This is a genomic window from Faecalicatena faecalis, from assembly GCF_012524165.2.
Taxonomy (GTDB): Bacteria; Bacillota; Clostridia; order Lachnospirales; family Lachnospiraceae; genus Faecalicatena_A; species Faecalicatena_A faecalis.
Genome location: NZ_JABACJ020000001.1, coordinates 118,119 through 141,594 on the forward strand (window position 1 = coordinate 118,119; position 23,476 = coordinate 141,594).

Here is a 23,476-nt window from a genome sequence, read left to right on the forward strand (position 1 = left end):
GGGCTCAATCAAGTAAAAGATTTAATGCAGGCGGAGAAAGGAGACTTGAACATTATGCAAATCACAGATGTGCGTGTGCGCAAGGTAGCAAAGGAAGGTAAGTTAAAGGCGGTAGTTTCTATTACGATTGATGATGAATTTGTAGTTCATGACATCAAGGTAATCGAAGGAGAAAAGGGATTATTTATTGCAATGCCGAGCAAGAAAGCTCTTGACGGTGAATACCGCGACATCGCGCACCCGATCAACTCTGGCACAAGAGAGCGGATTCAGAAGATCATCCTGGAGAAGTATACTGAGGCTGTGGAAGAAGAGCCGGAAGTGGTGCTTGGGGAAATGTAATTGGAGTAGTAGATAAAAAAACTGCTGCAGGCTAGAAGGGTCTGCAGCAGTTTTTTGCGTTCAAAGTGAGCTTAAACGGTCAAGATGGAAGTCCATTGGTCTGCCTGTATAAGGATGTCTGAAGGTGAGACGACAGGCGTAGAGTTGAAGCGTATCAGCAGTCTGAACCTGGGAGGCATCTCCATACTTTTTATCACCAACGATTGGGCATCCTAAATGTGCCATCTGTACGCGAATCTGATGATGACGCCCGGTCTCTAGTGTGACGCCCACCAGAGAATAGGGTGGTCTGGATTCGAGGACTTGGTAATGCAGGACGGCTTTCTTTGCTCCTGGCGTATCCTGTGTACAGATGTGGGAAGAATTGGTCCGCCCGTCTTTGACGAGATAGTCGCACAGGCGGTCTTCCTTGGGGCTGGGGGTACCGGACAGCATTGCACGGTAGTACTTGCCAAAGCCGTACTGTGTAAGCTGTCTGTTGAGCTTGGCCGCAGCCGGTTGGTTCTTAGCAAATACCAGCAGGCCCTCTACCGGCTGATCCAGACGATGGATCACAGACAGGTAGGGTTCAGATTTCTTTTCGGAATTTCTGTAAATATGGTTCTTTAGAATACTGACCATATCTGGTGTGCCGATGCGGCTGCTTTGTGTTGCAATCCCTGCGGGTTTTACGCAGACGATAATATCCTGATCTTCATATAGTATATCGGGGTTCATTTTATTTACTCCTTTAGTTTGATATCCTTGACTTTTCGGTGGAATCTGACTACACTGATTATCGTACAAATGAAAAGTGAGGTCAAGTATGATAACATATTTATTATTGATTATAGGATTTTTTCTGCTTATTAAAGGAGCGGATTTTTTTGTGGATGGAAGTTCCAGCGCTGCCAAGCTTCTGCGGGTGCCGTCGATCGTCATCGGGCTTACGGTAGTCGCATTCGGGACAAGTATGCCGGAGGCTTCAGTCAGCATTACTGCTGCACTTCAGGGGAAGAATGACCTGGCTGTTAGCAATGTAATCGGTTCGAATATATTTAATCTGATGGTGGTTCTGGGGGCGAGTGCAATTGTGCAGCCGATTCAGGTGAAGTGGTCCATTTTAAAGCGGGAATTTCCGTTTTCAATTGTTATTACAGGCATTCTTTTCTTGATGCTGACAGGATTCCGGTTTCAGGATATTCTGACAGGGGATCGTGAATATGTGCTTTCGAGGCCTTGCGGAATTTTTCTGCTGGTACTTTTTGTTGGATTTGTAGTATCTGCGGTAATCGATGCACTGCATTCCAGAAAGAAAATCGCTGAGTCAGGGGAACCAGAGGAAGAATATGAGGCATTGACGCCTATCCGCAGTACAGTTTATGTGGTGGTTGGAATTGCCGGAATCATCATCGGTGGTGATTTTGTAGTAGAAAGTGCTTCTGATATTGCGGCGAGCTTCGGGCTGAGCCAGACGTTTATCGGTCTGACAATTGTAGCGTTGGGAACCTCCCTGCCGGAGCTGGTGACTTCTATGGTAGCAGCAAAAAAAGGAGAGAATGATCTTGCATTGGGCAATGTAGTAGGGTCCAACATTTTCAATATCCTGCTCATTCTGGGAGCATCGGCTTCCATCGCTCCGATTACTGTAAATGCCCTTGCAGTACAGGATACGGTGATCCTGATCGTAGCGAGTCTGCTGGTATTTATCTGTTCGATCAGCAAAAAAGGTCTCTCTAAGCTGGAAGGATTTATGTTCCTTCTGTTTTATGCAGTATTTTTTGTATTTATTCTACTGAGATAATCTATATAGTTACATTGCTTTTTTACGGGATTTCTATTATACTTTAAATGATAAGCAGTTAGATCGTATCACACGCCCTTTTTGGGCGGAGACTCGAAGGTCTTAGTAGGGCAATTTGTCGTGATGAGCCCGAAGGGCGGGCTGTCAGACCTGTAGTGAAATAAGATTTAGGTGAGGAAAAATGGAAAATCAAGATTGGGAGAAATTAGGTGAAGATATAAGCAGGACGGTTCAGGAGGCGATAGACTCCCAGAATTATAACCGCCTGAATCAAACGATTACGAATACAATCAGCGGTGCGATGGACACCCTGGAGAAAGGGCTGCATAACGTCGGTGATGTTGTGGATAAGACGGCTCGGAATTTTCAATATCATTCTGGTCCCCAGGGAACGCGCTGGGAGAAAAAGAACGCATACCGATATAACCGGGAGCAGGATCAGAATGTGTATCGGGGAATGTATCAGGGAAAAGGCACGCAGCAGGGAGGTACTTATCAGCAGGGCCAAGGCAGTGCATTTTACCGGGAGCAGCAGCGCGCATATGCCCGCGGTAATGGCGCTGGATATCGGTCTGCAGAGCGGCGCGGCGGTCAGGCGGAGCAGTCAAATGCCTTAGTCAAACGCCAGGAGCTGTTTGCAAAGCCCACAGGTGCCAAGGTCGGCGGAATCATCATGACAGTCATGGGATTTACTGTAGGCATTTCGATGCTGTTTACGTTAGGTGCGTTGGTAACATCGATTCTCCTATCTCCGGCGACCATGCCGCTCGGTATTTCCGTGATGATTGTATTGGCGGTCCTGGCTGGAATGTTCACGGTCGCAGGCGGCATCCTGGCAGGAGCAGGAACTTCGCTATTGGGAAAGGTGAAGAGATATCAGCGTTATTTAAGCGTGCTTGGAGAAAAAGAATACTGTGAGATCAAGAGTCTTGCAGATCATGTAAAAAAGTCCAATAAGTTCATCGTGAAGGACATTCAAAAGATGATCCGTAAGGGATGGTTCAGACAGGGGCATTTAGACGGACAGAAGACCTGCCTGATCACAAGTAACGAGGCGTATGAACAGTACCATGACTTGATGGAGCGTATGGAAAAGCAGAAGCTGGAGGAGAAGCTTACCCGCGAGCAGCAGCAAAAGGAGCAGGAAAAGCAGGCAAAGGAGCAGAAGCAGTTGGATCCGCAGGTGCAGGAGATCATCCGCACAGGAGATGAATATATTAAGAAGATCCATGAGTGTAACGATGCCATTCCCGGGGAGGAGATTTCGGCAAAGATTTCCCGGATGGAGGTTCTGGTCGACAAGATTTTCGACAGAGTAGAGCAGAACCCGGAGAGTATCACGGATATCCGCAGGCTGATGGAGTACTATCTGCCGACGACTGTGAAGCTGTTGGAGGCTTATGAAGAGTTAGATTCTCTTCCGGTCCAGGGCGAGAATATTATTACATCTAAGAATGAGATTGAAAAGACATTGGATACTTTGAATGTGGCCTTTGAAAAACTACTGGACAGTTTGTTCCAGGATACAGCGTGGGATGTGTCATCTGATATTTCTGTGCTGAATACAATGCTTGCCCAGGAAGGGCTGACAAAAGATGATTTTTAAATCAGGTTTGGAGGAAAGACTATGAGTAACGAATTTGAAGCATTTGCAACAACCCCGACATTAACACTGGAACCTTTTCCACAGGAAAAGCAGGCAGTCGTACAGCCAGCGCCGGAAAAAGAAGCTGAGGCCCTGGACGACAGCATCTTAACAGAGGAAGAGAAGAAGGCTGTAGATGCATTTGTCAATCAGATCGATCTGACCAATTCATCCGTTATCCTGCAGTATGGTGCTGGAACACAGAAAAAGATGGCAGACTTCTCAGAGTCAGCTCTTGAGAATGTGAAGACAAAGGACTTAGGTGAAGTAGGAGATCTGCTTTCGGATGTCGTACGAGAGTTGAAGGACTTTGACGAGGAAGAGGAAAAAGGATTCCTTGGAATTTTCAAGAAGACCTCCAATAAGATTACAGCTATGAAGGCAAAGTATGCCAAGGCAGAGACAAATATCAACCAGATTGTGAAAGTACTTGAGAACCACCAGGTACAGCTTTTGAAGGATGTAGCAATTCTGGATAAAATGTACGAAGTGAACCTGACCTATTTTAAAGAACTCTCTATGTATATACTGGCAGGTAAGAAAAAGCTGCAGCAGGTACGCAATGAAAAGCTGCCGGAGCTTTTACAGAAAGCTCAGCAGACCGGATTGCCGGAGGATGCGCAGGCCGCGAAGGATTTGGATTCCATGTGCAACAGATTTGAAAAGAAGATCCACGATCTGGAATTGACACGTACGATTTGTATCCAGACAGCACCACAGATTCGTCTGGTACAGGGAAATGACACACTGATGGTAGAGAAGATTCAGTCTACCGTGGTGAATACGATTCCACTGTGGAAGAGCCAGATGGTACTGGCACTTGGTGTAGAGCACTCTGCACAGGCCGCTGCTGCGCAGAGAGAAGTGACAGATATGACCAATGAACTGCTCAAGCGTAATGCGGAGAAACTCAAGATTGCTACAATTGAGACAGCAAAAGAGTCTGAGAGAGGCATTGTGGATATTGAGACGCTCAAGACGACGAATGAATCACTGATTTCCACTCTGGATGAGGTGATGAAGATTCAGCAAGATGGAAGACAGAAACGTCAGGAGGCAGAGCGTGAGATGCAGAGGCTGGAGGGAGAACTCAAACAGAAGCTTCTTCAGGTGCAGGCATAATCAGTCTTTTAAGGAGCATGGATTTTATTGAGAAGCCTTGACAAAAAATGGCTTTTCGAGTAAAATCACAAATACTATGAGCGATGAACGGGATTAGTATATACGTAAAAGTGCCACAGAGAGGGAGTGTATGGTGAAAGCTCCTGCATGGAAGGTATAGAACCGGCCCGGGAGCTGCCACGGGAAACCGGGGCGTAGAACCGGCGTTAACGGTGTATGAGTGAACTGTGTCATGGGATGCAGTTAATTAGGGTGGTACCGCCGAGACTTTCGGTCCCTTTTTTAGAGGGAGGAAGGCTTCGGCGATTTTTTGTTTTAGAGGAAAGCCGGGGCTTCATACAATACAGTTGTATGTTTCTTCCCAACACAAAATGAACGGAGCAAGGGCTTCGGAAAATGGAAAAGGAGACGCACTATGGCAAAGGAAAAAAAGTTAGTTGAATCAATCACATCGAGAGATGAAGATTTCGCACAGTGGTATACAGATGTTGTACGCGAAGCAAAGCTGTGTGACTATTCAGGGGTGAAAGGCTGCCTGAACTATCTGCCGAATGGATATGCGATCTGGGAGAATATTCAGGCAGACTTAGACAAACGTTTTAAAGATACAGGGGTAGAGAATGTATACCTCCCGGTCTTGATTCCAGAGAATCTTCTTCAAAAAGAAGCAGACCATATTGAAGGATTCGCACCGGAAGTGGCATGGGTCACACATGGCGGACTGGAGAGACTTCAAGAGAGATTCTGTATCCGCCCGACTTCAGAGACATTATTCTGTGACTTATGGAGCAAAACAGTTCAGTCTTACAGAGACCTGCCAAAGGTTTGGAATCAGTGGTGTTCTGTACTGCGTTGGGAGAAGACGACAAGACCGTTCTTACGTTCCAGAGAGTTCCTGTGGCAGGAGGGGCATACGATTCATGCGACTTATGAAGAGGCAGAGCAGAGAACTCTGACGATGCGCGATGTATATAGAGACTTTATCCAGGATGATCTGGCGATCCCGCTTATCTGTGGACGCAAGACGGAGAGCGAGAAGTTTGCCGGGGCACAGGATACTTATACAGTAGAAGCACTGATGCATGACGGAAAAGCATTGCAGTCAGCAACGAGCCATTTCTTCGGAAGTGCGTTCCCGGATGCATTTGAGATTAAATATGCAGACAAGAATAATGAGCTGCACAGCGTGTATGAGACTTCCTGGGGACTTTCCACCAGGATTATCGGCGCCATCATCATGGTACATGGAGATGACAGCGGCCTTGTATTGCCGCCGAGAATTGCACCTGTACAGACAAGAGTCATACCGATCGCACAGCATAAAGAAGGTGTGCTTGACAAGGCCAACGAATTACTTGAGACTTTGAAGGCTGCAGGTTACAGAGTGAAGATTGATGATTCTGAGAAGAGCCCTGGCTGGAAGTTCAGTGAGCAGGAGATGCTGGGCATCCCGACCAGAATTGAAATCGGGCCAAAAGATATCGAGAACAACCAGGTCGTTGTTGTACGCCGTGATACAAGAGAAAAAATCGTAGTATCACTGGATGAAATCACAACAAAACTGGCTGAAATTCTGGAGACGATTCAGAAGGATATGTTCAACAAGGCAAAAGCATTCTTAGATTCTCATATCGATACTGCAGTTACCATGGATGAGATGAAAGAAAAGTTCCAGGAGAACCGCGGATTCATCAAGGCAATGTGGTGCGGAGATGAGGCATGTGAAGATGAGATCAAGGCTCAGACAGGCGGCGCATCATCCAGATGTATCCCAGATGATGAGGAGCACCTTTCCGATGTCTGCATCTGTTGCGGAAAACCAGCGAAACACATGGTTTACTGGGGCAAGTCATACTAAGAGCGGAAGCTTACAATACAGCGGAAGAGACTATGACAATAAAAAACGGCTAGGAAAATGATGCAGAAGGGGTGAGATACTTTTGCAAAGGGGTCTGACCCTTTTGCAAGAGGGTCTGGCCCCTTTGTATAAAGAAGAAGGAATAAAACATACGCGGAGGCGATGAAAATGAACAGGGAAGAGGCATATCAGATTCTTACGAAATATATGGAAGGAGAGAGATATCTCCAGCATTCTTTGGCGGTCGAGGCCATCATGAAGGGGCTCGCGAAGAGGCTTGCACCGGATCAGGTGGAGCGTTGGGGAATCGTCGGATTGCTGCATGATTTGGATGAGGAGCAGTGTGAATGGCAGGAACATCCAGAGGTGCATGGCCCCACATCTGTGGAAATTTTGAAAAAAGAAGGTATAAATGACCAGGAATTGTTCGATGCTATATGTGCACATAATCCGGCATCTGGTGTGAAAGCGCGTACGAATCTCCAGTATGCGGTACTGGCGGCAGATCCGATGAGCGGATTTTTGAAGGCAATTGCCCAGATCTATCCAGATAAAAAAATTACAAGTGTCAAGCATAAATCGGTCAATAAGAGGTTCAGAGAACTGAGGTTCGCATCAGGAGCGAACCGGGATTATATGGAAGCAATCGAATTCACCGGGCTTGATCTGGATGAATTTATCGACATTGCATTGGAAGAAATGTGCAGTATTGCGGATGATTTGGGATTATAGGGGGAATTATAGGTAAAGTTGCAAAAACTTCATGAAATTAGTTGTAAATCCCTTGACTTTCCCGAAAAAACGTAATAAACTAATTTAGCGTGCACAAAGGCAGATTGTTTTTGGTGCGCAAATCAAGATAATTACGATTATCTGCAACCCCTTACCACATAAGTGGAAGGTAACGAAGAATCATAGGAGGTGAAAAAGAATGCCAACATTTAACCAGTTAGTTAGAAAAGGACGTCAGACTTCTGAAAAGAAATCTACAGCACCGGCACTTCAGAAAGGATACAACTCTCTGCAGAAGCGTGCTACGAATGTATCTGCACCACAGAAGAGAGGTGTATGTACAGCAGTTAAGACAGCTACACCGAAGAAGCCTAACTCAGCTCTGAGAAAGATCGCCAGAGTTCGTTTGTCTAACGGAATCGAAGTAACAAGCTACATCCCAGGAGAAGGACACAACCTTCAGGAGCATAGCGTTGTTCTGATCCGTGGAGGAAGAGTTAAGGACCTGCCAGGTACAAGATACCACATCGTTCGTGGTACACTTGATACAGCAGGTGTTGCTAAGAGAAGACAGGCTCGTTCTAAATACGGCGCTAAGAGACCAAAAGACGCTAAGAAATAGGTCTCAGAACTTAGCAATTTGTAACTAAACAGTTAAATCGTATCACAAACAGAACTATGATTATCGTACCTTATTGAACATGCCTGATTCAGGCTGTTCACTAAGTACAGGTTGCGGATTTAAGATATTTAAAGTCCCGCTGCCACGAGCACATGAAGCGCGATTTCCATAGAAAGACACATGTGAGTACCGATGAATTAATCCCGGCTAGGACCGGAAATAATGATTAAGGAGGGAAGGACCGTGCCACGTAAAGGACATACTCAAAAAAGAGATGTATTAGCGGATCCAATATACAACAATAAAGTTGTTACCAAACTTATCAATAACATCATGTTAGATGGTAAGAAAGGTGTAGCACAGAAGATTGTATACGGAGCATTTGAGAGAGTTGAAGCAAAGGCTGATAAGCCGGCTATCGAAGTGTTCGAAGAAGCAATGAACAACATCATGCCTGTACTTGAGGTTAAGGCAAGACGTATCGGTGGAGCAACTTATCAGGTACCGATCGAGGTAAGAGCAGATAGAAGACAGGCTCTTGCACTTCGTTGGCTGACATTGTATTCTCGCAAGAGAGGCGAAAAGACAATGGAAGAAAGACTGGCTAATGAAATCCTGGATGCAGCTAACAACACTGGTGCATCAGTGAAGAAGAAAGAAGATATGCACAAGATGGCAGAAGCAAACAAAGCATTTGCTCACTATCGTTTCTAATATTAGGAGGAAAAAATCTTGGCTGGAAGAGAATATCCATTAGATAGAACCAGAAATATTGGTATCATGGCTCATATCGATGCTGGTAAGACAACATTGACAGAGCGTATCCTGTATTATACTGGTGTTAACTATAAGATTGGAGATACTCATGAAGGTACTGCTACCATGGACTGGATGGAACAGGAGCAGGAAAGAGGTATCACAATCACTTCAGCCGCTACAACATGTCACTGGACTTTGGAAGAGAAGACTCAGCCGAAGCCGGGTGCTCTGGAGCATCGTATCAACATCATCGATACACCGGGACACGTTGACTTTACTGTAGAGGTTGAACGTTCACTTCGTGTACTGGATGGTGCCGTAGGTGTATTCTGTGCTAAGGGTGGAGTTGAGCCACAGTCAGAAAACGTATGGCGTCAGGCAGACACATACAACGTACCAAGAATGGCGTTCATCAACAAGATGGACATTTTAGGTGCTGATTTCTACAATGCTGTAGATCAGATCAAGACAAGACTTGGTAAGAATGCAATTTGCCTTCAGCTGCCAATCGGCAAAGAAGACGAATTCAAAGGAATCATCGACCTGATGGAGATGCAGGCTTACATCTATAATGATGAAAAGGGCGAGGACATCAGTGTTACAGAGATTCCGGAAGATATGAAAGATGATGCAGAGCTGTATCGTACAGAATTAGTCGAGAAGATCTGCGAATTAGATGATGACCTGATGATGGAATACCTGGAAGGTGAAGAACCTTCTGTTGATGCACTGAAAGCTGCCCTGAGAAAGGGAACATGTGAGTGTACAGCAGTTCCAGTATGCTGTGGTACAGCATATAGAAACAAAGGTGTTCAGAAGTTATTGGATGCAGTCATCGAATATATGCCGGCTCCAACAGATATCCCTCCGATCGAGGGTACTGATGAAGATGGTAACCCGACTGTAAGACATTCTTCAGACGACGAGCCATTCTCAGCACTGGCATTCAAGATCATGACAGACCCATTCGTAGGTAAGCTTGCTTACTTCCGTGTATATTCAGGTTCTATGAACTCAGGTTCTTATGTGCTGAATGCAACAAAAGGCAAAAAAGAACGTGTTGGACGTATCCTTCAGATGCATGCCAACAAGAGAGCAGAGCTGGATAAAGTATATGCTGGAGATATCGCAGCAGCAATCGGATTTAAGTTCACTACAACAGGTGATACCATCTGTGACGAACAGCATCCGGTTATCCTGGAGTCCATGGAATTCCCAGAGCCAGTTATCGAGCTCGCTATCGAGCCTAAGACAAAGGCTTCTCAGGGTAAATTAGGTGAATCCCTTGCAAAACTTGCAGAGGAAGACCCGACATTCCGTGCACACACAGATAAAGAGACAGGACAGACAATCATCGCAGGTATGGGTGAGCTCCACCTGGAGATCATCGTAGACAGACTTCTGCGTGAGTTCAAGGTAGAGGCTAATGTAGGTGCACCTCAGGTTGCTTATAAAGAGTCCTTCACAAAGCCTGTTGATGTAGATAGCAAGTATGCTAAGCAGTCCGGTGGACGTGGACAGTACGGACACTGTAAAGTTAAATTTGAGCCAATGGATGTCAATGCAGAAGAGACATACAAGTTTGAGTCTCAGGTAGTCGGAGGAGCAATTCCGAAGGAATATATCCCGGCTGTAGGAGAAGGTATCGAAGAGGCTATGAAGTCCGGTATCCTCGGCGGATTCCCGGTTGTTGGTGTTCATGCAGTCGTTTATGATGGATCATACCATGAAGTCGATTCCAGTGAGATGGCATTCCACATCGCTGGTTCCCTGGCATTCAAGGACGCTATGAAGAAGTCTTCACCAGTGCTTCTTGAGCCTATCATGAAGGTAGAAGTAACAATGCCAGAAGAATATATGGGAGACGTTATCGGTGACATTAACTCCCGCCGTGGACGTATCGAAGGTATGGATGATTTAGGCGGCGGAAAGATTGTACGTGCGTACGTTCCGTTGTCAGAGATGTTTGGTTACTCCACAGACTTACGTTCCAAGACACAGGGACGTGGTAACTACTCTATGTTCTTCGAGAGCTACGAGCCAGTACCGAAGTCTGTACAGGAAAAAGTATTATCAAGCAAAAATGATTAAATAATGCTTAAATCTCATAAAAGGGCTTGAAAATCCGCTGATTATGAAATATAATCAGAGATAGCCGAGTAAAAGCGTAAACCAATAAAATGCCTGCTATCAGGCTATATATTAAGGAGGATTATTCAAAATGGCAAAAGCTAAATTTGAAAGAACAAAACCACATGCTAATATTGGTACCATTGGACACGTTGACCATGGTAAAACAACATTAACAGCTGCTATTACAAAGACTCTTTCTGAAAGAGTTGCTGGAAACGCAGCAGTTGATTTCGAAAACATTGATAAAGCTCCAGAAGAAAGAGAGCGTGGTATCACAATCTCTACAGCTCACGTTGAGTATGAGACAGACAAACGTCACTATGCACACGTTGACTGCCCAGGACATGCTGACTATGTAAAGAACATGATCACAGGTGCTGCTCAGATGGACGGAGCTATCCTTGTTGTAGCTGCAACTGACGGTGTTATGGCTCAGACAAAAGAGCATATCCTTCTGTCCCGTCAGGTAGGTGTACCTTACATCGTAGTATTCATGAACAAATGTGACATGGTAGACGATGAAGAACTTCTTGAATTAGTAGAGATGGAAATTCGTGAACTCCTGAACGAGTACGAATTCCCGGGAGATGATACTCCGGTTATCCAGGGATCAGCTCTGAAAGCTCTGGAAGATCCTTCTTCAGAGTGGGGAGACAAGATCATGGAACTGATGGATGCTGTAGATGCTTGGATCCCAGACCCACAGCGTGACACAGATAAGCCGTTCCTGATGCCAGTAGAGGACGTATTCTCAATCACAGGGCGTGGTACAGTTGCTACAGGTAGAGTAGAGCGTGGTACACTTCACGTTTCTGACGAAGTTGAGATCATCGGTATCCACGAAGACGTTAAGAAGACAGTTGTAACTGGTATCGAGATGTTCCGTAAACTGCTTGACGAGGCTCAGGCTGGTGACAACATCGGTGCTCTGCTTCGTGGTGTTCAGAGAACTGAAATCGAAAGAGGACAGGTTCTGATCAAACCAGGTACAGTAAAATGCCACAAGAAATTTACAGCTCAGGTTTACGTTCTGACAAAAGATGAAGGTGGACGTCATACACCATTCTTCAACAACTACAGACCACAGTTCTACTTCAGAACAACAGACGTAACAGGTGTTTGCGAGCTGCCAGAAGGCGTTGAGATGTGCATGCCTGGAGATAACGTAGAGATGACAATCGAACTGATTCACCCAGTAGCTATGGAAGAGGGTCTTGGATTCGCTATCCGTGAAGGTGGACGTACAGTTGGATCAGGAAAGGTTGCTAAGATCATCGAGTAGTCGTTGACTTACAATATAATCCTAACTATAAAAATACCGCAATCCTTGATATATTCAAGGATTGCGGTATTTTGTGTTTTTCAGGAGCTACAAAAAAGTACGTGATTTTAATGCGACTTGACCTATTTAATATCCACGCTTTTAGTAGTATTTACTAGTATAATATGATATAATATTTTCAGAAAAAGGCATACTATTTGAGGAAAGGGCGGTCTTTCGGACGTATTCGGCTGTGAATGTCAGAAAGCCTTAAGGAAACAGGGATGAAGAAAAAGTGGCGGTATGCTCTTCTTGGATTTTTCCTGGGAATGATACTTTTGGTTGGGTTTGTATTTCACTCGGTATATAGCACTCAATCATACGGACGTTTGATTAATTATGTTGGAATTGTCCGCGGTGCTACTCAGCGTCTTGTGAAGCTGGAGATGAACGGCATACCCAGAGATGATCTGATTACATATCTGGATGAGATACTGGACGGCCTCAATAGCGGGGACGGAAAGTACGAGCTGCTCCGGGTGGAGGAAGAAGACTACCAGACCTGCTTAAAGAAATTGGATGATGAGTGGGAGATATTAAAGGAAGATATTTACCGTTATCGAGAAGACCCCACGACTGAAAAGACGCTGCTTGAGAGCAGTGAGACTTACTTTGACCTGGCCAATGATACTGTATTTGCAGCAGAGGCATTTTCAACACACCGTATTCGAAACCTTTTACTCATGACGATCGTGCTGACAGGATGCATTATTTTGATCTGGCTTTTTTATTTTTGGTCCAATATCAGGAAGATTCTGAATCTGGAATCTGTGAATCGCAACCTGGAGGACAAGGCTGGAAGAGATATCCTGACGAATGCATATACGGTGAGCCGATTCCGGGAGATCGCACAGAGACTTCTGGATAACTGCGGAGATAAGAAGTATGCAGTATTCTATGCTGATTTTGCGGATTTCAAGTATATTAATGATGTATTTGGATACGAATGGGGAGATACCATCTTAAAGGAATATGCGTCCATCATAGAGCAGGATTTGCAGGAGGATGAGGTATTCGGACGTGTGAATGCAGACAATTTTGTAATCATGCGCCACTACAAAACTAAGAAGGAAGTGTTAGATCGTCAGAAGGAAGTCGATCAGAAGATTACCGAGTATATGCATAATTCCTATGAGAAGCATGTCCTCTCTGTCTGCTGCGGGGTCTGCTGCATTGACGATGTGATGGAAGAACTCAAGATCGAGGGACTGATGGATCGGGCTAATTTCGCCAGGAAGTCAGTGAAGACAGGCAGGTATGATAAGTACCGCTTCTATAACGAAAGCATCCGCAAAAAGCTGTATCAGGAGAAGTCTATAGAAAGCAGCATGGAGTCAGCCCTGGAGAATCGGGAGTTTCTGGTATATTACCAGCCAAAGGTAGATTTAAAGACTGACAAGATTGCCTGCTCTGAGGCTCTTGTACGTTGGAAAAAGGCGGATGGCACGATTATATCCCCGGGTGATTTTATTCCTGTTTTTGAGAAGAATTATACGATCCCTCTTCTGGATCGATATGTGTTTGAGGAAGTCTGCAGATGGCTTAGACATCTGCTGGATGAGAGGCATGAACCACTGCCAGTATCGGTGAATGTCTCAAGACTTCAATTTTATAATACGAATTTTGTTCAGATCTATACAGAGATTCGTGACCGCTATCAGATTCCCCCGAATCTGTTGGAGATTGAGTTTACAGAGACGATCCTGTTCGATAGCTGGGATGTCTTATGTAAGATTGTAGAAGATCTGCATAAAGCGGGATTTTCATGCTCTATTGACGATTTTGGCAAGGGATATTCCTCCTTAAGTACTGTGCAGAACCTGAATATCGATGTCCTTAAGATTGATGCTGCCTTCTTCCCCAATATTGTGGAAAAAGAAAAGGACAGACTCATGGTAAAAGGAATCATCAACTTAGTAAAACAATTCGATGTAGTTACAGTAGCAGAAGGAATTGAGGAGATGGAGCAGGTAGAGTTTCTTAAGAGTGTGGACTGTGATATGGTGCAGGGCTATGTATTTTACAGGCCAATGCCCCAGGAAGAATATGAGAAGCTGCTCTTTCCCCTTGTAGATGGGAAGGCAGAATAAGTAACAGAGCATCATTAGAGAACGAAAAAGAAACGAATAAAGTATGATAGATACATAATAGTAAGGCTGTCATAAGATGCAAACATCATATTTTGATATGAGGAATTTACATCTTGGGGCAGCCTTCTTATATTATTATAAGAAAACGAAAGAAATATAGAATGGTTGTATGTTCCTGCCAGTGGTAAAATAATGATAAATCAGAAGGCAGAGAGAGTATAGAACATGACAGCAACTCTCAGTTGCGGAGGTGTAAACTCGATTTGGTAGTAGATTCAGGCACGAAATGTTATATTGTGGGTGTAAAGATAGAGAAAAGAGGGAGGGGATAGATATGACAATCGGTGAAAAGATTCAAAAATGCAGAAAAGAGCAGAAGATGTCTCAGGAGGAATTGGCAGGCAGACTTGGAGTCTCAAGACAGGCTGTCTCCAAGTGGGAGTTAAATGAATCTGTACCGGATACAGAAAATGTAATTGAATTGGGCAGGATTTTTAATGTGTCCCTGGACTATCTGTTAAAAATGGAGATAGAGGAACCAGAGGATAGGGAGAAAGAAAATACTGAGGAGAATCAGAACGTTGTTCAAGCTCATGAGGGGCGCCAGGAAGAAAGAAAAAGAATGCGTCATCCTGGGCTGCTGATTCTGTCAGTATGTACGGTTCTGATCATGATTTGGACTGTAAGCCGCCATGCCGCTCTAACAGGAATTGTTTGGGTAGTTGATCTTTGGGTGTTTTGGGGGATAGGATATCTGATTTTTCTTGTCGTGAGGGCGCTCAAAAAATATATTCAAAGATGAGATGGCTGTAGGAATATAGTATAGAAAACTTATGTGACAAAGTCGCTTTTGATTGTGGATATCTTCTGTGTGTGATAAAATTTATGTGTATAAGTGCACTTGCTATAAAGCAAAGGAATACTTTTAGGCAGTTCACGAGAGCGTATGTGTATTTTGAAAGAAAGAAGGAAGAACGATGCAGGATTTTACATTTTATAGTCCAACATATTTTGTGTTCGGAAAAGGGAAAGAAAATGAGGCGGGACATTATGTGAAGAGGTTTGGTGGCAGCAAGGTTTTGATTCATTATGGCGGCGGCAGTGTGAAGCGCTCAGGACTTCTTGACAGAGTAAAGACATCTTTGGAGCAGGAGGGGCTGGAGTATGTAGAGCTGGGCGGAGTAAAACCGAATCCCCGCAGCGGCCTTGTTTATGAGGGGATTGAGCTGTGCCGGAATGAAGGCGTTGATTTTGTACTGGCTGTAGGCGGGGGAAGTACGATTGATTCCTCAAAAGCAATTGCGGCAGGGGCAATTTATGATGGGGATTTCTGGGACTTTTATCAGGGAAAATTAATTGAGCGTGCACTTCCTGTCGGAACGATTCTGACCATCGCAGCGGCAGGCAGCGAAGGGTCTCCTGACTCTGTGATTACAAAAGAAGAGGGCATGTTCAAGAGAGGTGCGACTGGCGAAGGAATCCGCCCTGCATTCTCTATTTTGAATCCAGAGCTGACACAGACGCTTCCGGCTTATCAGACGGCATGCGGTGCAACAGATATCATGGCTCACGTATTTGAGCGGTATTTTACGAATACAAAAGAGGTCGAGATCACAGACAGATTCTGTGAAGCGATTCTTCTGACCATGGTAAAAGAGGTGCCGAGAGTCATTGAGAATCCGAATGATTATGAGGCTCGTGCGAATATTATGTGGGCAGGCATGACAGCTCATAATAATATCTGCGGTGTGGGGCGAGACCAGGATTGGTCCAGTCATGATATAGAGCATGAATTGAGTGCAGTATACGACTGCGCACATGGGGCCGGGCTTGCAGTCATCTTTCCGGCGTGGATGCGGTATACCGTGGAGCATAATCCAATGAAGTTCGCACAGATTGCGGTCAGACTTTGGGGATGCCAGATGGACTTTGAGAATCCAATGAATACGGCTCTTGCAGGAATCGATGCATTCAAAAATTTCCTGCGGTCTATTGGAATGCCAGTCTCATTTGCAGAACTGGGTGCCAAGGAAGAGGATATTGCGGCGATGGCTCAAAAATGCTGCTATGGAGATAATCGGGGAGGTTCTGTTGGTAACTTTGTGAAATTATACCAGGAGGATGTGGAAAATATTTATCGTCTGGCACTATAGTGTGAATAACTTTTATACATCTGGGAAATGCCTTGTTAGTACAGCGGATTCGGATGTCAGCAGTATCATATTTAGAAGGACAGGTGCTGTGGGAACGGAAGGCTGTCCTTGACATTTAGAATCTGATGGTGGAAAATAAGAAGGAAAATATATGCGTCCCCAATATACTTCGGTCTATTGGGGACAGAGCGTGTGTCATGCTTATAATGGCATCATAATTTACATGTAAAGATAGAGAAAGTCAGGATGGAGGAGACATAAAATGAAAATCGGAATTGGAAATGACCACTCAGCATTGGAGTTAAAGGCAGAAATTATTGAATTTTTAAAGGAAAAGGGCCATGAGGTCGTGGACTATGGAACAAATTCACCGGAAAGCTGTGATTACCCGGTTTATGGGGAAATCGTTGCACATGCAGTTGTGAACAAGGAAGTGGACCAGGGAATTCTGATCTGTGGAACAGGTCTTGGGATTTCACTTGCTGCGAACAAGGTAAAGGGAATCCGTGCGGCAGTTTGCAGCGAGCCCTTCACTGCGAAGATGGCAAGACAACATAATAACTGCAACATCCTTGCATTTGGGGCAAGAGTTGTCGGCGGTGAGCTTGCAAAGATGATTGTGGAGACATGGCTGAATACAGAGTTCGAAGGTGGACGCCACCAGAGAAGAGTGGACTTGATTGGCGCCATCGAGGAAAAAGAGGGGATTTAATTTCATAAATGAGCAGAGTGGATTATGAAGAGCTACTTTGATTTCAAGAAAAACAGGAGAATTGATTGATGAGAAAGACAATTCTTGATTGTGATACTGTCACATTGGATGAAGAAAATGGAGCATTGGTCATCGTTGACCAGACACAGCTCCCGAATCGGATCGAGATGTTGTCACTGACAAACATTGAGGACATCTGGGAGGCAATCTATTTGTTGAAGGTCAGAGGCGCACCCGCGATTGGTGTGTCTGCGGCAATTGGAGTGTACCTTGCTATGAAGGATATTCAGACAGAGGATATGGGGCTGTTCATGAAGCGATTTAAAAAGGCGAAGGAGTATTTGGCGACTTCACGGCCTACGGCTGTCAATTTATTCTGGGCGCTGGACCGCATGGAGGCGGTTGCCTATAAGCATGGCGAGGGCAGTGTGGAGGAAGTCAAGGAAGCTCTGCATCAGGAGGCCGTGCGCATCCGTGAGGAGGATATAGAAGTCTGCCGCCGGATCGGTGAGCATGCTCTTTCGTTAGTACAGCCGCAGGCCGGTCTTTTGACACATTGCAATGCAGGAAAGCTTGCAGCGGTAAAATATGGGACCGCAACGGCTCCAATGTATCTGGGACAGGAAAAAGGGTATGGTTTCCACATCTATGTGGATGAGACGAGACCGCTTTTACAGGGAGCAAGGCTGACCGCATTTGAACTACAGTCGGCAGGAATGGACGTGACACTGATCTGCGATAATATGGTTGGCGCAGTGATGAAAAAAGGGCTGATAGATGCTGTTTTTGTAGGGTGTGACAGGGTTGCGGCTAATGGAGATACAGCCAATAAAATCGGCACCTCTGTGGTTGCGGCAGTGGCACATTATTATGGGATTCCTGTCTATGTCTGCGCCCCCACGTCAACGATCGATATGGCCCTGTCCTGTGGTGCAGAGATTCCGATTGAGGAACGATCAGGCGATGAGATCACAGAGATGTGGTATGAGAAGCGGATGGCGCCTCAGGGGGTAAAAGTCTATAATCCGTGTTTTGATGTGACAGACCATGAATTAATCACAGGTATCGTGACGGAATATGGAGTGGTACAGGAACCATATGAAGAATCCTTCCAAAAGATTTTCCAGAAGGCAATTTTATAAGAGTCATAAAATACACAGTTTTGGATTTATTCCTTACTGTGTATTTTTATGAATTGAAATTATTGGAAAAATATGGTAAAATAAATCCCTTATATGAGGCAAAATGTGCTAAAATATGGGCATAGGGAACTCTTGGTTTCCTGACATGTGGTGTTGTTGATCGGGGTGCTTTTCTGAAATTGCATAGGGAGAACGATATGGAGGAACGCAGAAGAAAGATATTACAGGAACTGGAAGAAAAGGGGAAGGTTCGTGTAAATGAATTGAGTGCAGAGCTTGGGTGTTCAGAGGTTACAATTAGGAATGACATCAAATGTATGGAGCGCGCAGGACTTCTGATTCGTACTCATGGCGGTGCTTTAAAGATAGAAGAAACCCCGCAGAAGAAGTATTCAGCAGAAAGTATTTACAGGAACGCTGATAAGAAAAAGGCCATTGCGGCGTGTGCATATGACACAATTGAAGAGCGGGATACTATCATTATTGATGATACTTCCACTGGATTTTACCTGGCGTTGTACATTAAGCAGCATCCAGAGAAGAGAATTGCAGTTGTAACGAATTCACTGCTGGTCGGTAATGAACTGGCAGGTCTGGACCATGTAGAGCTTTATATGGTGGGAGGCCCTGTGGGCGGATATTTGGCATCCACTATGGGGGATGAGGCTATAGCTGATATTTCACGGTTTCATGTAGATAAGGCATTTATTGGAGTACATGGGATTAATTTTGATGTAGGTATCACATCAACAGCTTCTGCTCAGACGCAGATCAAGCAGGCAGTGATGAAGGTAGCCGATCAGGTGATCGTGCTGGCAGACAGTACAAAGTTCGGCGGTGGATATCTGTCGGTCATCTGTCCGTTGAATGAGATCGATCAGATCATAACAGACGGAGAAGTAGAAGAAGAGTATATAAGCCGGGCAAGACAAGAGGAGATTCCGCTTGTCATTGCATAAAATAATTCCCCGGTCAGCTTGAAATATTTTGAGCTGACCGGGGATAGTTTTTATTCATCAATCTCTTGAATGAGGTCTTCCAGCACATCTTCCACGGAATCAGTCACATAAGTGGAATAGTAAGCGATTCCTGGTGCTGCGTTGGACATGGAATAGCTGGTGCCTACGAGCTGCAGCATTTCCACATCATTATACTGGTCGCCGAAGGCCATACATTCCTCTGGCCTTACATGAAGTAGTTCCAAAAGGGTCTTTAGTGCGGTCCCCTTGTTGGCGCCTGGAGCGATAAAGTCGATCCAGAGATTCCCGGATGTTACGACTTTGATCTCATCTCCGAACATATCCTGCAGATGTTTCAGATATTTATCAATGATGTGTGGTCCATCCGTCATATTGCAGATCGCAATCTTTAAAATCGGACCCTCGACCTTGGTGATGTCATCAACGATCTGTGTGGTATTCTGCATTACATTCACGATATGATTCACAAAAGCTGGGTCATGATCCTCGATGAAGCAGGTATCCTCTCTGGAGACAACGACCTCGAAATGATTCTGTTTCTTGATTTCCTCCAGGATTCTGGATGCGAGCTCATCATCGATCGTGGCACGGGAGATGACCTCTCCCTGATGGACACAAATCGATCCATTTTCCGCAATAAAGGATATCTCATCCTTAATCTTTTCGAAAACCCTGCACTGATTATCATATTGTCTGCCGCTTGCGGAAACAAAATAGATTCCCTTTTGTGTTAATTGATGAATCAATTCAATGGCACGAGGGGTAAGCTCTTGTGCACCGCCCTGTAAAAGCGTGCCATCTAAATCACTGGCTACTAATTTAATCATAAAAACCTCCGAATTTATACGTATCCCGGGTGGTATAAAAAACGTCCCGATGGAAACGATTAAGTGATATGTTCATAAAAAACACAAGATTGTGTTTTAAGTTGGACTTCTTATATATTACCCTAAAATCAACGGATTGTATAGCCTTGTCCTGCGAAAAAATGTGTGCTAGTATGGGTATTGTAGGAGTTATGCGGAAATTGCGTAGAGGCCAGTCTCCTTTGTAAAGTGGACTGACCTTACACAATTTCCATAATAAAATAAGAGGTTCGCTATATAGGTCAGGATTTTAAGAAAGCTGAGGGACAAGATGAAAAAGTATGATGTGATTATAATTGGTGCCGGGCCGTCCGGTATTTTCTGCGCTTATGAGCTGAAAAGACAGAATCCAGATATCCAGGTTCTGATGATCGAGAAGGGCCGCTGTATCGAAGAGCGCCAGTGTCCGAAACGAAAGACGAAGGTTTGTGTGGGATGCCAGCCATGCTCCATCACGACAGGTTTTGCAGGAGCCGGTGCATTTTCCGATGGTAAATTATCATTGTCACCGGACGTGGGAGGTACTCTGCCGGAGATTCTCGGATATGACAGAGCAACAGAACTGATCAATGAGGCAGACAGCATTTATCTGCAGTTTGGTGCTGATAAGAAGGTATATGGTATTGAAGACCAGCAGGCAATCACAGACATCCGTACCAAGGCGATCCGTGCCAATTTAAAGCTGATCGAGTGCCCGATCCGTCATCTTGGAACAGAGGAGGGGTACAAGATCTATACCCGTCTGCAGCACCATCTGCTGGATGCAGGTGTTGAAATCCTGTTTAAGACAATGGTGACAGACATTCTGATAGAAGGTGGTGTTGCAAAAGGCGTTGTGACAGATAAGAATGAGACATATTATGCCCCTGAGATTGTCTCTGGAGTAGGCCGTGAAGGCTCTGAATGGTTCTCTCATATTTGTAAAGGACATGACATCGAGACCAGAAATGGAACCGTAGATGTCGGAGTACGTGTAGAAGTCCGTGATGAAATCATGAAGGAACTGAATGAGAAGCTCTATGAGGCAAAATTAGTATACTATACACCGACGTTTGATGATAAAGTCCGTGTGTTCTGCACCAATCCATCCGGTGAGGTCGCTACGGAATATTATGAAAACGGCTTAGCTGTGGTAAACGGCCATGCGTATAAATCTAAAGATATGAAGACAAATAACACGAACTTTGCGCTGCTTGTCTCCAAGAACTTTACGGAACCGTTTAAATCTCCGATCGAATACGGCAAACAGATCGCGCAGCTTGGAAACATGTTGTGTGATGGGAAAATCCTTCTGCAGAGATATGGCGATTTCCGTAGAGGACGCCGTACGACTGCGGAGCGTTTGATTCGTAATAATATTACTCCGACCCTCAAAGATGCGGTACCAGGAGACTTGTCGCTTGTTTTCCCACACCGGATCATGGTAGCCATTGATGAAATGATTCAGGCATTAGATAAGGTAACACCGGGAATCGCAAGCGATGAGACACTGCTGTATGGGGTAGAGGTGAAGTTCTATTCCAACAAAGTTCTGGTAAACGAAGAATTTGAGACCAATGTCAAAGGACTTCGTGCGATGGGAGACGGTGCCTCTGTGACCCGAGGTCTCCAGCAGGCTTCCGCCAACGGGCTGTGTGTAGCGCGGGCGATTTTAAAGAATAGATAAAGAACAGGCACTGAAATGAATTCTGTTTCTCTGTAAAGCGAATGCCCTGCCAGGATGAGGCATTCGCTGTCCGCTAAAAAAAATGTTGTATCTTGAGCCTGATGAGAATATAATGTTAATGAATGTTGTATCCTATGCAGCATTGTAACTGAAAACTAGATGATAAGAGGATGAAGACATATGGGTAAATATTTTGGAACAGATGGATTTAGAGGAGAAGCAAATGTTGTCCTGACCGTAGAACATGCCTTTAAAGTCGGACGTTACCTGGGATGGTACTTTGGGCGCGAGCATAAGGCCAGGATCGTGATCGGCAAGGATACGAGGAGAAGCAGTTATATGTATGAATATGCGCTTGCTTCTGGATTGACTGCATCAGGTGCTGACGCATACCTGCTTCACGTAACAACCACACCAAGTGTTTCTTACGTTGTACGTACAGAAGATTTTGACTGTGGAATCATGATTTCTGCAAGCCATAACCCATTCTATGATAATGGTATTAAGGTCATCAATGGACAGGGACATAAGATGGAGGCAGAAGTAGAGGAGAAGATCGAAGCATATATCGACGGTGAGATCGAGGAGCTTCCACTTGCAACAAAGGAAGATATCGGACGAACAATCGATTATGCAGCAGGAAGGAACCGGTATATCGGGCACCTGATCTCTCTTGCGACCCGCTCCTTCAAAGACATGAGGATTGGTCTTGACTGTGCGAACGGAAGCTCATTCAGTATTGCAAAGAGTGTTTTTGATGCGTTGGGCGCCAAGACTTATGTGATCAACAATGAACCGGATGGAACCAACATCAACACGAACTGTGGGTCCACACATATCGAGGTGCTCAAGCAGTATGTAATGGATAAGAAGTTAGATGTAGGCTTTGCATTTGACGGAGATGCAGATAGATGTATCGCAGTTGATAATAATGGGAATGTAGTCGATGGAGACTTGATTCTTTATGTCTGCGGAAAATACCTGATGGAACAGGGACGTCTCGCAGGGAATACAATTGTTACAACAGTGATGTCAAACCTTGGTCTTTACAAGGCGTGCGACAAGATTGGTATGAATTATGAGCAGACAGCAGTCGGCGACAAGTATGTCTATGAGAATATGCTGCAGAACGGCTATGTATTGGGCGGAGAGCAGTCAGGACATATCATTTTCAGCAAGCATGCAAGAACTGGTGACGGTATCCTTACATCACTGATGCTGATGGAAGTCATCATGGAGAAGAAGCAGAGCCTTGCAAAGCTGTGTGAGGATGTGAAGATCTATCCTCAGCTTTTGAAAAATGTCCGTGTGACAGATAAGAAGACAGCAAGAGAGAATCCTGCTGTACAGAAGGCTGTGGAGGATGTGACAGCCGCATTGGGAAGCGATGGAAGAATCCTTGTCAGAGAAAGCGGAACAGAGCCAGTGATTCGTGTCATGGTAGAGGCTTCCACAGACGAGATCTGTAAGAAGTATGTGAATCAGGTCGTTGAAGTGATGGCAAAGGAAAATCTGATCATTGAAGGATAGGATTTAAGGAAAGACTGTTG

20 protein-coding genes and 1 other annotated feature are annotated in these 23,476 nt (G+C 44.9%); of the genes, 18 read left to right on the plus strand and 2 right to left on the minus strand.

The window, feature by feature from the left end:
- The first annotated feature begins 54 nt into the window (after positions 1–54).
- Complete coding sequence (gene spoVG, locus HGO97_RS00500; RefSeq protein ID WP_109732663.1) at positions 55–342, plus strand: septation regulator SpoVG; 288 nt, start codon at positions 55–57, stop codon at positions 340–342.
- 60 nt (positions 343–402) lie between these two features.
- On the opposite strand, the gene HGO97_RS00505 is transcribed toward spoVG, so the two are convergent.
- The gene (locus HGO97_RS00505; protein ID WP_216238386.1) at positions 403–1,059 is read right to left on the minus strand and encodes an RluA family pseudouridine synthase; all 657 of its coding nucleotides are present in this window, start codon (positions 1,057–1,059) and stop codon (positions 403–405) included.
- A gap of 91 nt (positions 1,060–1,150) precedes the next feature.
- On the opposite strand from HGO97_RS00505, the gene HGO97_RS00510 reads away from it, so the two are divergent.
- The 15 genes from HGO97_RS00510 to HGO97_RS00580 all read left to right on the plus strand — a co-directional run bounded on the left by HGO97_RS00510 (position 1,151) and on the right by HGO97_RS00580 (position 19,373).
- Positions 1,151–2,125, plus strand: a complete 975-nt coding sequence (locus HGO97_RS00510; RefSeq protein ID WP_334299569.1) for a calcium/sodium antiporter — start codon at positions 1,151–1,153, stop codon at positions 2,123–2,125.
- 181 nt (positions 2,126–2,306) lie between these two features.
- Entirely contained in the window at positions 2,307–3,731 is a 1,425-nt protein-coding gene (locus tag HGO97_RS00515) for a 5-bromo-4-chloroindolyl phosphate hydrolysis family protein (RefSeq protein ID WP_216238389.1), read from the plus strand.
- 21 nt (positions 3,732–3,752) lie between these two features.
- A complete protein-coding gene (locus tag HGO97_RS00520; RefSeq protein ID WP_216238391.1) occupies positions 3,753–4,892 on the plus strand; it encodes a toxic anion resistance protein in 1,140 nt (379 codons plus the stop codon).
- Between the two features lie 74 nt (positions 4,893–4,966).
- Positions 4,967–5,174 (plus strand) — a binding site (T-box leader).
- Between the two features lie 133 nt (positions 5,175–5,307).
- Entirely contained in the window at positions 5,308–6,750 is a 1,443-nt protein-coding gene (gene proS, locus HGO97_RS00525) for a proline--tRNA ligase (protein ID WP_216238393.1), read from the plus strand.
- A 168-nt stretch (positions 6,751–6,918) separates the two neighbouring features.
- Complete coding sequence (locus HGO97_RS00530; RefSeq protein ID WP_216238395.1) at positions 6,919–7,482, plus strand: HD domain-containing protein; 564 nt, start codon at positions 6,919–6,921, stop codon at positions 7,480–7,482.
- 199 nt (positions 7,483–7,681) lie between these two features.
- Positions 7,682–8,104: a 30S ribosomal protein S12 gene (gene rpsL, locus HGO97_RS00535; protein WP_109732657.1), complete on the plus strand. Its 423-nt coding sequence runs from the start codon at positions 7,682–7,684 to the stop codon at positions 8,102–8,104.
- A 243-nt stretch (positions 8,105–8,347) separates the two neighbouring features.
- The gene (rpsG, locus tag HGO97_RS00540) at positions 8,348–8,818 is read left to right on the plus strand and encodes a 30S ribosomal protein S7 (protein ID WP_216238397.1); all 471 of its coding nucleotides are present in this window, start codon (positions 8,348–8,350) and stop codon (positions 8,816–8,818) included.
- An 18-nt stretch (positions 8,819–8,836) separates the two neighbouring features.
- On the plus strand, positions 8,837–10,954 hold the full coding sequence (gene fusA / locus HGO97_RS00545) for an elongation factor G (RefSeq protein WP_216238406.1): 2,118 nt from the start codon (positions 8,837–8,839) through the stop codon (positions 10,952–10,954).
- 130 nt (positions 10,955–11,084) lie between these two features.
- Complete coding sequence (gene tuf, locus HGO97_RS00550) at positions 11,085–12,278, plus strand: elongation factor Tu (RefSeq protein ID WP_216238408.1); 1,194 nt, start codon at positions 11,085–11,087, stop codon at positions 12,276–12,278.
- Between the two features lie 263 nt (positions 12,279–12,541).
- The gene (locus HGO97_RS00555) at positions 12,542–14,407 is read left to right on the plus strand and encodes a putative bifunctional diguanylate cyclase/phosphodiesterase (RefSeq protein WP_216238411.1); all 1,866 of its coding nucleotides are present in this window, start codon (positions 12,542–12,544) and stop codon (positions 14,405–14,407) included.
- Positions 14,408–14,741: 334 nt separating this feature from the next.
- On the plus strand, positions 14,742–15,209 hold the full coding sequence (locus tag HGO97_RS00560; protein WP_216238412.1) for a helix-turn-helix domain-containing protein: 468 nt from the start codon (positions 14,742–14,744) through the stop codon (positions 15,207–15,209).
- Between the two features lie 175 nt (positions 15,210–15,384).
- Positions 15,385–16,560, plus strand: coding sequence for an iron-containing alcohol dehydrogenase (locus HGO97_RS00565; protein ID WP_216238413.1), 1,176 nt, complete (start codon positions 15,385–15,387; stop codon positions 16,558–16,560).
- A gap of 262 nt (positions 16,561–16,822) precedes the next feature.
- Positions 16,823–17,272 (plus strand): ribose 5-phosphate isomerase B, encoded by a 450-nt coding sequence (gene rpiB, locus HGO97_RS00570; protein WP_216238415.1) that lies wholly within the window; start codon positions 16,823–16,825, stop codon positions 17,270–17,272.
- A gap of 68 nt (positions 17,273–17,340) precedes the next feature.
- Positions 17,341–18,414: an S-methyl-5-thioribose-1-phosphate isomerase gene (mtnA, locus tag HGO97_RS00575; protein ID WP_216238417.1), complete on the plus strand. Its 1,074-nt coding sequence runs from the start codon at positions 17,341–17,343 to the stop codon at positions 18,412–18,414.
- A 197-nt stretch (positions 18,415–18,611) separates the two neighbouring features.
- Positions 18,612–19,373 carry a DeoR/GlpR family DNA-binding transcription regulator gene (locus tag HGO97_RS00580; protein ID WP_216238419.1) on the plus strand — a complete coding sequence of 254 codons (762 nt, stop codon included), beginning with the start codon at positions 18,612–18,614 and terminating at the stop codon, positions 19,371–19,373.
- Positions 19,374–19,423: 50 nt separating this feature from the next.
- On the opposite strand, the gene HGO97_RS00585 is transcribed toward HGO97_RS00580, so the two are convergent.
- Entirely contained in the window at positions 19,424–20,221 is a 798-nt protein-coding gene (locus HGO97_RS00585; RefSeq protein WP_216238422.1) for an HAD family hydrolase, read from the minus strand.
- A gap of 310 nt (positions 20,222–20,531) precedes the next feature.
- Here HGO97_RS00585 and HGO97_RS00590 point away from each other — a divergent pair, with 310 nt between their 5' ends.
- Both HGO97_RS00590 and glmM read left to right on the plus strand, forming a co-directional pair.
- Positions 20,532–21,926 (plus strand): NAD(P)/FAD-dependent oxidoreductase, encoded by a 1,395-nt coding sequence (locus tag HGO97_RS00590; protein WP_216238423.1) that lies wholly within the window; start codon positions 20,532–20,534, stop codon positions 21,924–21,926.
- A 180-nt stretch (positions 21,927–22,106) separates the two neighbouring features.
- Positions 22,107–23,456 (plus strand): phosphoglucosamine mutase, encoded by a 1,350-nt coding sequence (gene glmM / locus HGO97_RS00595; protein ID WP_216238425.1) that lies wholly within the window; start codon positions 22,107–22,109, stop codon positions 23,454–23,456.
- The last annotated feature ends 20 nt before the right edge of the window (positions 23,457–23,476 follow it).

Excerpts from the sequence above, each read along its gene's own strand:
- HGO97_RS00520 (WP_216238391.1), top strand. The coding sequence starts at position 3,753 with ATGAGTAACGAATTTGAAGCATTTGCAACAACCCCGACATTAACACTG.
- rpsL (WP_109732657.1), top strand. The coding sequence starts at position 7,682 with ATGCCAACATTTAACCAGTTAGTTAGAAAAGGACGTCAGACTTCTGAA.
- mtnA (WP_216238417.1), top strand. The coding sequence starts at position 17,341 with ATGAGAAAGACAATTCTTGATTGTGATACTGTCACATTGGATGAAGAA.
- spoVG (WP_109732663.1), top strand. The coding sequence starts at position 55 with ATGCAAATCACAGATGTGCGTGTGCGCAAGGTAGCAAAGGAAGGTAAG.
- rpiB (WP_216238415.1), top strand. The coding sequence starts at position 16,823 with ATGAAAATCGGAATTGGAAATGACCACTCAGCATTGGAGTTAAAGGCA.
- HGO97_RS00590 (WP_216238423.1), top strand. The coding sequence starts at position 20,532 with ATGAAAAAGTATGATGTGATTATAATTGGTGCCGGGCCGTCCGGTATT.
- HGO97_RS00505 (WP_216238386.1), bottom strand. The coding sequence starts at position 1,059 with ATGAACCCCGATATACTATATGAAGATCAGGATATTATCGTCTGCGTA.
- HGO97_RS00560 (WP_216238412.1), top strand. The coding sequence starts at position 14,742 with ATGACAATCGGTGAAAAGATTCAAAAATGCAGAAAAGAGCAGAAGATG.
- HGO97_RS00530 (WP_216238395.1), top strand. The coding sequence starts at position 6,919 with ATGAACAGGGAAGAGGCATATCAGATTCTTACGAAATATATGGAAGGA.
- HGO97_RS00585 (WP_216238422.1), bottom strand. The coding sequence starts at position 20,221 with ATGATTAAATTAGTAGCCAGTGATTTAGATGGCACGCTTTTACAGGGC.
- HGO97_RS00565 (WP_216238413.1), top strand. The coding sequence starts at position 15,385 with ATGCAGGATTTTACATTTTATAGTCCAACATATTTTGTGTTCGGAAAA.
- glmM (WP_216238425.1), top strand. The coding sequence starts at position 22,107 with ATGGGTAAATATTTTGGAACAGATGGATTTAGAGGAGAAGCAAATGTT.
- HGO97_RS00515 (WP_216238389.1), top strand. The coding sequence starts at position 2,307 with ATGGAAAATCAAGATTGGGAGAAATTAGGTGAAGATATAAGCAGGACG.
- proS (WP_216238393.1), top strand. The coding sequence starts at position 5,308 with ATGGCAAAGGAAAAAAAGTTAGTTGAATCAATCACATCGAGAGATGAA.
- HGO97_RS00555 (WP_216238411.1), top strand. The coding sequence starts at position 12,542 with ATGAAGAAAAAGTGGCGGTATGCTCTTCTTGGATTTTTCCTGGGAATG.
- HGO97_RS00580 (WP_216238419.1), top strand. The coding sequence starts at position 18,612 with ATGGAGGAACGCAGAAGAAAGATATTACAGGAACTGGAAGAAAAGGGG.
- tuf (WP_216238408.1), top strand. The coding sequence starts at position 11,085 with ATGGCAAAAGCTAAATTTGAAAGAACAAAACCACATGCTAATATTGGT.